The sequence below is a fragment of the Pseudomonas sp. TE31087 genome (assembly GCF_057284075.1).
Genome location: NZ_JBXVNN010000001.1, coordinates 1,212,697 through 1,225,098 on the forward strand (window position 1 = coordinate 1,212,697; position 12,402 = coordinate 1,225,098).

Consider the following 12,402-nt stretch of genomic DNA (forward strand, 5'->3'; position numbering starts at 1 on the left):
GGTGCAGCAGGCGGTGGAGGTGATCGAGCAGATTTCATCCGAGCTGAACGACGCTGCCCGCACCATTGATGCAGTAAGCAAGCAGTCCGAGGTGATCGGCCAGATCGTCCTGACCATTCGCGGCATCGCCGACCAGACCAACCTGCTGGCACTCAACGCCGCCATCGAGGCGGCCCGGGCCGGCGAGCATGGCCGGGGTTTCGCCGTGGTCGCCGACGAGGTGCGCAACCTGGCGGCGCGTACCAGCAAGGCGACCCTGGAGATCGTCGAGGTGGTGCGACAGAATCATGACCTGTCACTGACCGCAGTGGCCAGCATGCAATCAAGCCTGACCCGTACGGGGCTCGGCGTGGAGCTGGCCAACGAGGCTGGCACGGTGATCATGGAGATACAGCAGGGTTCGCGGCACGTGGTGGACGCCATCAGCCAGATCAGTTCGACCCTTCAATTGCACTGAGGCTCTGGCGCAGTTCCAGCTCCAGGCTGCGCAGGCTGGCCTGGAGCCGGGCGAGCAGCCGGTTCACCGGTTCGCCTTGGGCGATGGCCTGCTCCAGGGCCTCGCAGTCCTGTTTCACGCCCCTGACCTTGAGCATCTTGGCGCCCCCCTTGACCCGGTGGACCACGGGCACCAGGGCCTCGGGTAACGGATTGGCGCCGAGCGCCTGCAGTGCTTGCAGGTCTTCGGCGCTGCTTCGTGCCAGTTGCTCCAGCAGGCGCCTGATCAGCTGGTTGTCGTCCTGGGTGAGGTGACGCAGCTCGGCCAGGTCGAAGCCGCTGGAGCGCGGCGCTTCCCCAGCCGGGTCAGGCTGGGGCGCGGCAGCCAGTGGCAGGCAGGCCTTGAGCGCCTGCAGGCCGATCGGCTTGAACAGGCATTCATCCATGCCGTTGTCCAGGCAGCGTTGACGCTCTTCGGCCTGGGCGTTGGCGGTGACGCCGATGATGCGACAGGCCGATGAGCCAGTCTCGCGCTCCTGCGCCCGAATGGCGCGGGCCAGCTCATGGCCATCCATGACCGGCATGCTGCAGTCGGTGATCACCACGTCGAAATGATCCGCCTGCCAGAGTGCCAGCGCCGCCTTGCCCTGGTCGGCGAGGCTCACCTGGTGGCCCAGCAAGCGCAGCTGTTTGTCCAGCAGCAGCAGGTTGGCCGGGTAGTCGTCCACCACCAGGACCTTTAGCGGCCCGCTGAGGGCTACGACCACCGCGTTGTCGGGCATCGCGTCGGCGCTGGGCTCGGCGCCGGGCAGGGTGAGGCGGACATCGACCTGGGTCCCCAGGCCCTCGATACTGTGCAGGGTCAGTTCGCCCCCCATGAGTTCGCACAGCTCGCGGCTGATCACCAGCCCCAGGCCGGCACCCTGGCGCGCCTGTCGACCATCGACCTGGGAGAAGGTGGTGAACAGCCGCGCCTGGTCGCTGGCACCGATGCCTACGCCGCTGTCCTTGATCTGCAAGCTGGCCTGCTGCAGGCCGCCATCGAGCGAGGTCATCAGCAACGATACGTCGACCTGACCGTGGTCGGTGAACTTGATGGCATTGCTCAGCAGGTTCGACAGCACCTGCTTGAGGCGCAGCGGGTCGGCCAGCACCCAGGCCGGGGCGACAGGCAGCACCGCACGCAGTGCCAGCCCCTTGAGGCGGGCGCTGCCCTCGAAGATCCGCAGGGTGGAGCGAATCAGCTCGACCAGGTCGATGGCCACCGGTTGCAGGGGCATGTGGCCGGACTCGATGCGTGAGATGTCCAGCACATCGCCGATCAGCTCGAGCAGGCCGATCGCCGAGTCGTGGGCCGCCTCCAGGGCCTGGCGATCGCTATGACCGTGCCGGCTGTCCTCCAGGGCCATTTCCAGCAGGCCGATGACGGCGTTCATGGGCGTACGGATCTCATGGCTCATGACCGCCAGGAAGGTGCTCTTCGCCCGGCTGGCCTGTTCGGCATCGTCCTTGGCCTGGCGCAATTGTTCGAGCAGGCCGCGGCTGAGCGCCAGCTGCTCCTGCAGCGCGCGCTGGGCCTCGCTGCGCTGGTGGATCAACTTGCGCAGGTAGGTGTTCCAGAACACCACGCCAGTCAGCAGCAGGGCGGCCAGTACCAGGACCTGCAGGGCCAGGGTGCGGTAGTTGCGCCAGGGACTGTCGCTGACCACGGTGTTGGTGCGCCAGCGATTGACCAGTTGCTCCAACTCGTCGGGTGGAATGCTCAGCAACGCCTTGTCGAGGATCGCCTGCAACTGGTGTTCCGTCGGGCTTACCGCGAAGGTCGCCAGCGCCGGTTCGTCGCCCAGCAACCCGGCAATCCTGAGCCGGCCGTTGAACACCTGGTTGATGAAGTAGGTGGCATTGATCTGCGAGCTGAGGGCGACATCGGCGTCACCGTTGGCCACGGCCTCCATCAGTTGCAGGGGGTTTTCCCGTTCGACGGTGCGCAGGCCTGGGTACTGGCGTTCGAGCCCTTCGAGCGAAGGCGAGCCGCGCAGCAACGCCACCCGTTGGCCTTGCAGAGGTTGCACGGCGTCCAGCGCTGGCGCGTCCTGGCGGGTGACCAGGACCCGTGGGCTGATCATGTAGGGGCGGCTGTAGCGCATGCGCTGGGCGCGAAGCACACCGTAACCGATGGCAGCGATCATGTCGGCCTTGCCCTGGGCAACCTGCTCGACCATGTCCTCGAACGATTCCGACTCGACGACCTGGAAGCGCAGGCCGGTGCGCAGGCCAATACGCTCCAGCAAGTCCAGGGCGATGCCCCGTGGTTGCTGTTGGGCATCGGTAAAGCTCAGCGGCGCGAGAGAGGTGTTGATCATCACCTTGATCTGCCTGTGTCGGGCGATCCAGTCGCGCTCCTCGGCCGTCAGGGCGTCCAGGCGACGGTCGAGCAGGACACTGGTGCTGCCTCCGGTCCAGCGTCGCAGGATGTTCAGTCGCTCACTGTCGGCGATGCGTCCCAGGGCGAGGTCGACCAGTTGCAGCAGGCGTTGGTTGTCGCGCGCCAGGGCAAAGGCGAAAGTGCTGGTTGGCGCCTTGACGAAGTGATCGACCTTGACCCGTTCCTGGAAACCCTTGGCAATCGCGTAGTCGGCGCTGATCGCATCGCCCAGGTAGACATCGGCCTGCCCCAGTGCCACCGCGGCGACACCGGCGAGGGTGGAGCGGTAGAGGTTCAACTGCGCGCGTGGGTAGAGCTGCTGCACCGTGTGGATGGGCAGGTAATGGTCGACCATGGCCAGGCGCAGGCCTTCCAGGTCGTCACCCTCGGGCAGGCTCTGGTTCTGTCGCGACACGATCACCGGCAGGTCGTCGGCATAGGGCGTGCTCAGTACCAGGTCGGCATCACTGGCTTCGAAGGCATTGGAGCTGCCCAGCAGGTCGATTTCGCCCGCACGCAGCGCGTCGAGGGCCTGGGCGCGGCTGGTATAACGGCGCACCTCGATCGGCACACCCAGTTGTTCGGCGATCAGACCGGCGTAGTCGGCGCTCAGGCCCTCGTAGTCGGCCTGGCTGATGTTGATGTCGAAGGGCGGGTAGTCCGGGTGCGAGCTGCCCAGTACCAGGCGCCTGCGTTCATTGAGCCACTGCCGGTCGGAAGCAGCCACCGCCAGCGGCGGCGCCACGCTCAGGGCGCGGGCCAGCAGGTGGCGGGGCTCGCTGTGCACTTGCGCCTGGGTGGGCAGCGACAGCAGCGCGACCAGCAGCAGGCAAAGCGATGTCCCCTGGTGCATGGCTCAGGCCACGTTGTTGCGTTTGGCCAGGTCGACCATTTCCACCAGCGACTCGACCTTGAGTTTCTCCATGATCCGGCCGCGGTAGGTGCTGATGGTCTTGGCGCTGAGGTTCATCTGCTCGCCGATCAGTTTGTTGCTCTGGCCGGCGCTGAGCCGGCGCAGCACTTCCACTTCCCGGTTGGACAGTAGCCTCAGGCGCTCGGTCTCGCTTTCCAGGGTGTTGCTGTTGACCGCCATCTGCGGGAAGGTCGAGTAACCCTTGACCAGGGCCTTGAGGGCGAAGACCAGGGCGTCGAGGTCTTCGTCCTTGTTGACGAAGGCCGAGATGCCGGCGTCCATGCAGCGGCGCACGTAAAGGTCGGCGGGTTGGCCGGTCAGGGCCATGATCCGCGGCGGCGGGTCGATCAGCTTGAGGCGCTTGATCACCTCCATGCCGTCGAGGTCCGGCAGGCCGATATCGAGGATGACCACATCCGCCTTGGTCTGCTCGGCCAAACGGGCGGCTTCCTTGCCTTTACCGGTTTCCCCCACGACGGTGAAGCGTTCACGTTCGAGCAGCATGCGTACGGCAAGTCGAACAATGTGATGGTCATCGACCAACAGCACGGATGTCATTCAGGTAACTCCTGTCAAAGTGCAGCGCGCTTCCAGCCTACGATTACAGGCGCTGGGCAGCGGACTTGCTGGGCAGCGCGCACCTTACGGATATTCAGGAGCCTTGGTAATAGGCGAGTATAGGTGTGTTGAAATACCTGCACCAACCTGTAGAAAAGTCCTACAAGGAAGGTTCAGGCGCAGGGTGCGTGCGGCTTGTGCACACGTTGTGTCGAGGCGGGATTGTTGTCCAGTGCCGTGCCGACACGGGTGGGGCGGATCACCAGCTGGCCGCCGCAGTTCGGGCAGCGGTTGTGGAAGTGCTGGTCGTTGCAGGCACGGCAGAAGGTGCATTCGAACGAGCAGATCAGTGCATCCGGGCTATTGGCGGGCAGGTTGGTGTCACAGCATTCGCAGTTGGGGCGCAGTTCGAGCATGGGCTTGGTTTCCGTCCAGTTGGAAAATCCAGTGTGCTACGCCGCGCCCCCGGTCGGCAATCGTTTCACGAGCCTGGGCGATAGAGGTGGGCATGACCGGCGCGGTACAGGGCCGAGTCGGCGAACGGCGCGTCGCCCAGCACATGGCCGACCAGGATCAGCGCGGTGCGTCGGAAGCCTTTGGCGGCCACGCGTTCGCCGATGTCCGCCAGGGTGCCCTTGACCCAGTCCTGGTCCGGCCAGGTGGCACGATGGACCACCGCGATCGGGCAGTCGACGCCATAGTGTGGCAGCAGCTGATCGACGATGCGGGCCAGGTGGCGCACGCCCAAGTGGATGGCCAGGGTACTGCCGTGGCGGGCCAGGTCGGCCAATTGTTCACCGGCCGGCATCGGCGAACTGTCGCCAAAGCGGGTGAGAATCACGGTCTGTGCCACATCGGGCAAGGTCAGCTCGCAACCGAGCAGCGCGGCACTGGCGGCGGTGGCGGTGACGCCGGGGACGATCTGGTAGCCGATGCCCAGTTCGCGCAAGTGGCGGATCTGTTCGCCGATGGCGCCGTACAGGCTGGGGTCGCCGCTGTGCACGCGGGCCACATCCTCGCCATTGGCGTGGGCCTGGCGCATCACCTCGACGATCTGTTCCAGGTGGAGTTCGGCACTGTTGATCACGGTGTGCGCCTGGTGACCTTCCAGTACGGCGGCGGGGACCAGGGAGCCTGCGTAGATGATCACCGGGCACTGGCGGATCAGGCGCTGGCCCTTGACCGTGATCAGCTCCGGATCGCCGGGGCCGGCACCGATGAAATAAACCGTCATGGGGGTTCCTTGCAGAAATATGGCGCGGATTATCCGCCGATCGCCAAGGCGAGGGTAGCGCCGCCGAGTACCTGCCTGGGCACGTGCAGGCGGCCGTTTTCGCCAGCCAGGGCGAGGGCGGTGCTTTCGGCGACGCCCCAGCAGCCGGTCTGGGCGTACACCGTGGCCGAACGATGGCTGAGCAGCGGCTCGAAGACCGTCAGGTGCGTGGCGTCGAAGCAGATGTAAGGCAGCCCGAGGCGCTCGGCCAATGCCAGCAGGCCGGGTTCGCGAGCCTTGGGCTCGATGCTGGCAATGGCGCGCAGGGCGGAGAGGGGCAGGGCGTGGCGGGTGAGCGTCTGGCGCAGCAGCACCGCCAGTGTCTCGACCGGGCAACCACGGCGGCAACCAAAGCCGGCGAACATCGCCGGCTGCACGGGCAGATCGCGCATCAAGCCTGGCTGGAACGACGGTAAAGCCACGCGCTGAGCAGGCCCAGGGCCAGCCAGAACGCGGCGTTGGTCAGCCAGGAAGCGATCTTGAACTGGGTCTCGAGGGCTTCCGGCGCCAGGCTTTCATGCACTGCGGGTTGCGGCGCGCCGATCAGGTGCGGGATCACCAGCAGGGCCACACCAAGCACCTTGAACAACCAGTGCCGGGCGAACACCAGCAGCGCCAGGCCGGCGGCGGTGGCTGCGGCGGTGCCGATCCACCAGGTCTGGCGCTGGCCAAGGTCGGCGGCGGCGGTGCCGGGCAGTTCCGGTGGCAGGCCCAGGGTCGGTGCCAGGCAGAACACGGCGAAGCCGGCCAGGCCCCACAGTGCGCCGGTGGCCACGCGGTTCGGTTCGCGCAGGCTGTAGAGGGCGACCAGGATCAGGGCAAAACCGACGGCGACCACCAGGTTGCCGCCAGTAGTGGACAGCACGCGCTGCCAGCCGTCCTCCGGCGCCCAGGCCTCGGCACTGTGTTCATGCTCATGGGGCGCTGCGGCGTCGCCGTGCTCATGCTGTTCGGCGACCGGGGCAGTGGATTCGTAGGTTTCCGCCTGGAGAATCAGTGGGGCGACCCAGAAGCTTTGCAGCAGGGTCAGCAACAGGGCCGCGAGCAGGCCGCTGAAACCCGCGGTACGGGCGATGCGCGTAATCATGCGGATTTACTCAGTGGCAAGGGAAGGCGGCACTGTGGCGGGTGTCGTGGGCGGCATTGTGCACCGCCTCGATGTGCGAGAAACCGGCGAAGTACACCAGGCACAGCCCCAGCAGGCTGGCGCCGACCGCGACGATCAGTCGCTGGCTGAGGCTGACGGGGGTGGCGATACTGTGTTTGGCGCTGGTGATGGGCATGACGCGTTCCTCTGCTGCTTTTGTTGTGGCAACGGGCATGCGCGACGACCCCGGGCACGGCTGGCCCGAGTGATACGACGACGCCCGCCCACCGCGGGGTGTACTGTGAGCACGTCAGGCCGGTCTCCGGGCTCGCGAGGTGGAGCAAGGCTCCTTCCATGGCGTCACCTTCCCATGCCTTGAGGCTGGCACAGTGGTCCGGACGCTTCTCTCGCTTACCGTTGCGGGGGCAGCACCGGCCTTGTCGGCTCCTGGAACGGAGACGCGACGCACCGGTTTCCCGTTTCACCCCCGTGGGGGCACCTGAACGCAATGCGCTAGCAAATCACGGGGCCGGGCCCGCGTCAATCGCCGCGGCGGTTGACCGCCAGGCAGGCACTGCGTAGCCTTGCCGCTGCGAGGTTCTCGGGCGTTGGCCCGAGCTAAGACGGGAACGCGGTACAAGCCGCGGCTGCCCCCGCAACTGTAAGCACTGAAGGGTTCGGCACAGCCACTGCGCAGGCGCGCGGGAAGGCGCCGGCCCACCGGCCAGCGAGCCGCAGCGGTGCAAGCCAGGAGACCTGCCTCGTGACGTTTTCGACTTTCAACCGGGCGGGGTGATCCGGTGGCGAACGCGCCAGGCCGGCATGGCCGTGGCTGTCGTCCTGCATGCCCGCGCCATTGCTGCCAAGGGCATCGCGACATGAAAACACTGGCCAAGCTTCCCGTCACCATCGTCACCGGCTTCCTCGGCTCAGGCAAGACCACCTTGCTGCGCCATATGCTCGACAACGCCCAGGGCCGCCGCATCGCGGTGATCGTCAACGAATTCGGCGAGCTGGGCATCGACGGCGAGATCCTCAAGCAGTGCAGCATCGGTTGCACAGAGGAAGAGGCCAATGGCCGCGTCTACGAACTGGCCAACGGTTGCCTGTGCTGCACCGTGCAGGAAGAATTCTTCCCGGTGATGCGCGAGTTGGTGGCCCGGCGCGGCGACCTCGACCACATCCTTATCGAAACCAGTGGCCTGGCCTTGCCCAAACCGCTGGTACAGGCCTTCCAGTGGCCGGAAATCCGCAACGCTTGCACCGTCGACGCGGTGATCACCGTGGTCGACAGCCCGGCCGTGGCCGCCGGCACCTTCGCTGCCTACCCGGACCAGGTCGACGCCCAGCGCAAGCTCGACCCGAACCTCGACCATGAGTCGCCGCTCCATGAATTGTTCGCCGACCAGCTGGCCAGCGCCGATCTGGTGGTGCTGAACAAAGCCGACCTGATCGACGCCGAGGGCCTGGCCAAGGTCCGTGCCGAGGTGGCCGAGGAACTGCCGCCGGCGGTCAAGGTGATCGAGGCCAGCAGCGGCCGCCTGCCGCTGGAAGTGTTGCTGGGCGTGGGCGCCGAATCCGAGGCGCATATCGACGGTCGCCGTACCCATCACGACTCGCATCACGACGGCGATGACCATGACGACCATGACCACGACGCCTTCGACTCGATCTCCATCGACCTGCCCGAGGCCGACGAGAGCCTGCTGCTCGATGCCCTGACCCAGCTGGTCACCGAGTTCGGCATCCTGCGCGCCAAGGGCTTCGCCGCCATCCCCGGCAAGCCGATGCGCCTGCTGATCCAGGGTGTGGGCACCCGCTTCGACAAGCATTTCGACCGTGCCTGGCGCAGCGACGAGCCCCGGATCACCCGCCTGGTGCTGATCGGCCAGGATCTCGACGCGGCGCAGCTGGAAGCGCGCCTGCGCCAGGCCCTGGGCGCCTGATCCATGCACCTGCTGCGGACCCAGCCCGGCGGCTTCGTGCCGGACGACAGCATCGCCGATCTCGGCCAGACCCCCGCCGACCTGGTGATCCTCTGCAGCGGCGATTCACACCTGGCGCTGCTCGCCGAAACCGCCGAGCAGTTGCCGGCGGATTTCCCCAGCGTGCGCCTGGCCAACCCGATGCAGGTGCAGAACCACGCCTCGGTCGACTTGTATATCGACCAGGTGCTGCGCCATGCCAAGGTGATCCTGATATCACTGCATGGCGGTGTCGGTTACTGGCGCTATGGTGTCGAGCAACTGGTCGAACTGGCGGGGCGAGGGGTACAGCTGATCCTGGTGCCCGGCGACGACCGCCCCGACCCTGAGCTCACCGACCTGGGCACGGTTCGCGGCGAACAGGCCGAACGCCTCTGGCACTTCCTGCGCCAGGGCGGCAAGGCCAACGCGGTGAACCTGTTCAACTGCCTGGCCAGCCAGTGGCTGGGGCGCGATTACCCGTGGGACGAGCCACAGCCCTTGCCGCGCACGGCGGTCTATCATCCAGCCAAGGGCACGGCTTGTCCCGAGGACTGGTACGCCGAGTGGAACCCCGAGCATCCGGTGGCGCCGTTGCTGTTCTACCGTTCGCACCTGCAGGCGGCCAACACCGCGTTCATCGATGTGTTCTGCCAGCGCCTGCAGGCCTGCGGTCTGAACCCATTGCCCATCGCCGTGGCCAGCCTGAAGGAGCGCGCCTGCCTGGACCAGGTCGAGGCCTGGCTCGATGAGGTGCAGGCCGAGGTGGTGATCAACACCACCGGTTTCGCCCTGTCCAGCCCCGAGCAACCCAACCTGCGCCCGCTGCGCCGCGATGTACCGGTGCTGCAGGCCATCTGCGCCCAGGACAACCAGCCTGGCTGGGAGCAGAGCGAACAGGGCCTGGGCGCTCGCGACCTGGCGATGCACATCGCCCTGCCGGAACTTGACGGGCGCATCATCACCCGGCCGGTGAGTTTCAAGGACCTGGCCTGGCGCAGCGAGCGCAGCCAGGCCGATGTGGTCTGCTACCGGGCCCATCCCGAGCGCATGGACTTCGTCGCCGAACTGGCACGGCGCTGGGTGACCCTGGCGCGTCTGGACAACCAGGAAAAGCGCGTGGCCCTGGTGCTGGCCAACTACCCGACCCGCGACGGGCGCATCGGCAATGGCGTCGGCCTGGACACGCCGGGCGCGGCGCTCAATATCCTCAGGGCCCTGCAAGCGCAGGATTACCCGGTGGCCGGGCTGCCCGACAGCGGCACCGAGCTGATTCACCAACTGCTCGGCGGGGTTACCAACGACCTTGACCACCTCGACCAGCGCCCCTGCGCCCAGAGCCTGGCCCTGGCCGACTACCAGCGCGCCTTTGCCGCCTTGCCCGAGGCCAACCAACGCGCCGTGCTGGAGCGCTGGGGGCCGCCCGAGCAGGATCCGATGTTCCGCAGTGGGCGCATGATGGTCGCCGGCCTGCGCTACGGCCTGACCTTCGTCGGCATACAGCCGGCGCGGGGCTATCAGGTGGACCACAGCGCGGTGTACCACGACCCGGACCTGGTGCCACCGCATGGCTACCTGGCGTTCCACTTCTGGCTGCGCAACGGCTATGCCGCCGACGCGGTGATCCATGTGGGCAAGCACGGCAACCTGGAATGGCTGCCGGGCAAGGGCGTGGGCCTGTCCGCCGAGTGCTGGCCGGATGCCTTGCTCGGCCCGTTGCCCAACATCTACCCGTTCATCGTCAACGACCCGGGCGAGGGCGCCCAGGCCAAGCGCCGCACCCAGGCGGTGATTATCGACCACCTGATGCCGCCGCTGACCCGTGCCGAGACCTACGGCCCGCTGCGCCACCTGGAGCAATTGGCCGACGAATACTACGAGGCGCAGTTGCTCGATCCGCGCCGCGCCCGCGAGCTGCAGCGGGACATCCTTGAACTGGTCAAGACCCACCATATCGACCGCGAGCTGCAGCTCGAAGGGCAGATGGAGGACGCGGCGGTGTGGCTGCCGAGGCTGGACACCTACTTGTGCGACCTGAAGGAATCGCAGATCCGCGACGGCCTGCACGTGTTCGGCCAGTCGCCGCAGGGGCGTTTGCGCAGCGATACACTGCTGGCGTTGCTGCGGGTGGCGCGGGGCGATGGCAAGGGCGGTAACGCCAGCCTGATCCGTGTGGTGGCCAAGGCGTTGGCGCTGGGTTTCGACCCGCTGGACTGTGATCTGGGGCAGGCATGGGATGGGCCACGCCCGGACCTGCTGGCACAACTCGACGCCAGCCTCTGGCGAACCTGCGGCGATACCCGCGAGCGCCTGGAGTTGCTGGCGTTGTCACTGACCGAGCAGGCCCTGCAGGGCGCTGTCGCGCTGCCGGACGAAGCAGGGTGGGATGCGGTGCGCGCGGTACTGCGCACGCTGGTCGAGCAGGTCGCCCCCGACCTGGATGCCTGCGGCGCTGCCGAGATCGATGGCCTGCTGGCGGCCCTGGCCGGGCGCTTCGTCCCCGCCGGACCCAGCGGCGCGCCCAGCCGCGGGCGGCTGGACGTGCTGCCCACCGGGCGCAACTTCTATACCGTCGATGTGCGCAACCTGCCCACGGCCACGGCCTGGCGCCTGGGCTTCGCCTCGGCCAACCTGATCCTCGAACGCCATTTGCAGGACCATGGCGATCACCTGCGCCAGCTCGGCCTGTCGGTGTGGGGCACGGCGACCATGCGCACCGGCGGCGACGATATCGCCCAGGCCATGGCGTTGATGGGCGTGCGCCCGGTGTGGGCCACCGGCAGCCAGCGGGTCGATGACTTCGAGATCCTGCCGCTGAGCCTGCTCGACCGGCCACGGGTGGACGTGACGCTGCGGGTGTCGGGCTTCTTCCGCGACGCCTTCGGCAACCTGATCCGCCTGTTCGACGCTGCCGTGCAGGCGGTGGCGGCGCTGGATGAGCCAGGCGACCTGAACCCCCTGGCCGCACGGGTGCGCGCCGAGCGTGAAGCGCTGCTCGGCGCTGGCATCGAGCCCGAACAGGCGGCGCGACAGGCCGGTTGGCGGGTGTTCGGCGCCAAGCCCGGCGCCTACGGAGCCGGTGTGCAGAACGCCATCGACGGGCGCCTTTGGCACAGCCGCGACGACCTGGCCGAGGTCTACCTCAACCATGGTGGCTACGCCTATGGCGCCGCCGACGAAGGCACCCCGGCCCGCGCCGCGTTCGCCCAGCGCCTGGCGCAGGTACAGGCGGTGCTGCAGAACCAGGACAACCACGAGCACGACCTGCTCGACTCCAACGACTACTACCAGTTCCAGGGCGGCATGCTGGCGGCCGCCGAAACCCTGGCCGGCACCTTGCGGGCCAGTTATCACGGCGACCATAGCCAGGCCGACCGGCCGCGGGTGCGCACCCTCAAGGAAGAACTCAACCGGGTGATCCGTGCCCGGGCGCTCAACCCCAAGTGGATCGACGGCGCCAAGCGCCATGGCTATAAAGGTGCGTTCGAGCTGGCGGCCACGGTCGACAACCTGTTCGCCTTCGACGCCACCACCCACCTGATCGACGATCATCATTACCGAGGGCTGGCCGATGCCTATGTGCTCGACCCGGCCACCCGTGATTTCATGCGCGAGCACAACCCCGAAGCCCTGCGTGACCTCACCGAGCGCCTGCTGGAAGCCCAGCAGCGCGGGTTGTGGCAGGAGCCGGGCGACTATCGTGAAAGCCTCGAGCAGCAGTTGCTCGCCGGCGAGGAAGACAGCTGA

Annotated in this window: 9 protein-coding genes, 1 pseudogene and 2 riboswitches; of the genes and pseudogenes, 3 read left to right on the forward strand and 7 right to left on the reverse strand. The window is 67.2% G+C overall.

Annotated features, from left to right (window positions below; genetic code table 11):
* Positions 1-34: 34 nt before the first annotated feature.
* Positions 35-457: pseudogene (locus ACZ899_RS05415) on the forward strand (methyl-accepting chemotaxis protein); the annotation flags it as partial.
* On the opposite strand, the gene ACZ899_RS05420 reads toward ACZ899_RS05415, so the two are convergent.
* The 7 genes from ACZ899_RS05420 to ACZ899_RS05450 form a co-directional block, all read right to left on the reverse strand.
* Positions 432-3,713, reverse strand: coding sequence for a transporter substrate-binding domain-containing protein (locus ACZ899_RS05420; RefSeq protein ID WP_234561490.1), 3,282 nt, complete (start codon positions 3,711-3,713; stop codon positions 432-434). The pseudogene ACZ899_RS05415 and the gene ACZ899_RS05420 sit on opposite strands and share 26 nt — an antisense overlap.
* 3 nt (positions 3,714-3,716) lie before the next feature.
* Positions 3,717-4,331 carry a response regulator transcription factor gene (locus ACZ899_RS05425; protein ID WP_203646370.1) on the reverse strand — a complete coding sequence of 205 codons (615 nt, stop codon included), beginning with the start codon at positions 4,329-4,331 and terminating at the stop codon, positions 3,717-3,719.
* 173 nt (positions 4,332-4,504) lie between these two features.
* On the reverse strand, positions 4,505-4,747 hold the full coding sequence (locus ACZ899_RS05430) for a DUF1272 domain-containing protein (protein ID WP_234561491.1): 243 nt from the start codon (positions 4,745-4,747) through the stop codon (positions 4,505-4,507).
* 65 nt (positions 4,748-4,812) lie between these two features.
* Positions 4,813-5,565, reverse strand: coding sequence for a precorrin-4 C(11)-methyltransferase (gene cobM / locus ACZ899_RS05435; RefSeq protein ID WP_234561492.1), 753 nt, complete (start codon positions 5,563-5,565; stop codon positions 4,813-4,815).
* A 29-nt stretch (positions 5,566-5,594) separates the two neighbouring features.
* Positions 5,595-5,996, reverse strand: a complete 402-nt coding sequence (locus tag ACZ899_RS05440; protein WP_232856971.1) for a cobalamin biosynthesis protein — start codon at positions 5,994-5,996, stop codon at positions 5,595-5,597.
* Positions 5,996-6,691: a CbtA family protein gene (locus ACZ899_RS05445; protein WP_203646375.1), complete on the reverse strand. Its 696-nt coding sequence runs from the start codon at positions 6,689-6,691 to the stop codon at positions 5,996-5,998. Before ACZ899_RS05445 ends, ACZ899_RS05440 begins: the two co-directional genes overlap by 1 nt.
* Positions 6,692-6,701: 10 nt before the next feature.
* Positions 6,702-6,887 carry a CbtB domain-containing protein gene (locus ACZ899_RS05450; protein WP_028690797.1) on the reverse strand — a complete coding sequence of 62 codons (186 nt, stop codon included), beginning with the start codon at positions 6,885-6,887 and terminating at the stop codon, positions 6,702-6,704.
* A gap of 100 nt (positions 6,888-6,987) precedes the next feature.
* Positions 6,988-7,210: riboswitch (cobalamin riboswitch) on the reverse strand.
* A 59-nt stretch (positions 7,211-7,269) separates the two neighbouring features.
* Positions 7,270-7,469, forward strand: a riboswitch (cobalamin riboswitch).
* A gap of 100 nt (positions 7,470-7,569) precedes the next feature.
* Between ACZ899_RS05450 and cobW the strand changes: the two genes are divergently transcribed.
* Together cobW and cobN are read left to right on the forward strand one after the other, a co-directional pair.
* Positions 7,570-8,637 carry a cobalamin biosynthesis protein CobW gene (gene cobW / locus ACZ899_RS05455; RefSeq protein WP_203646376.1) on the forward strand — a complete coding sequence of 356 codons (1,068 nt, stop codon included), beginning with the start codon at positions 7,570-7,572 and terminating at the stop codon, positions 8,635-8,637.
* 3 nt (positions 8,638-8,640) lie between these two features.
* Entirely contained in the window at positions 8,641-12,402 is a 3,762-nt protein-coding gene (cobN, locus tag ACZ899_RS05460) for a cobaltochelatase subunit CobN (RefSeq protein ID WP_234561493.1), read from the forward strand.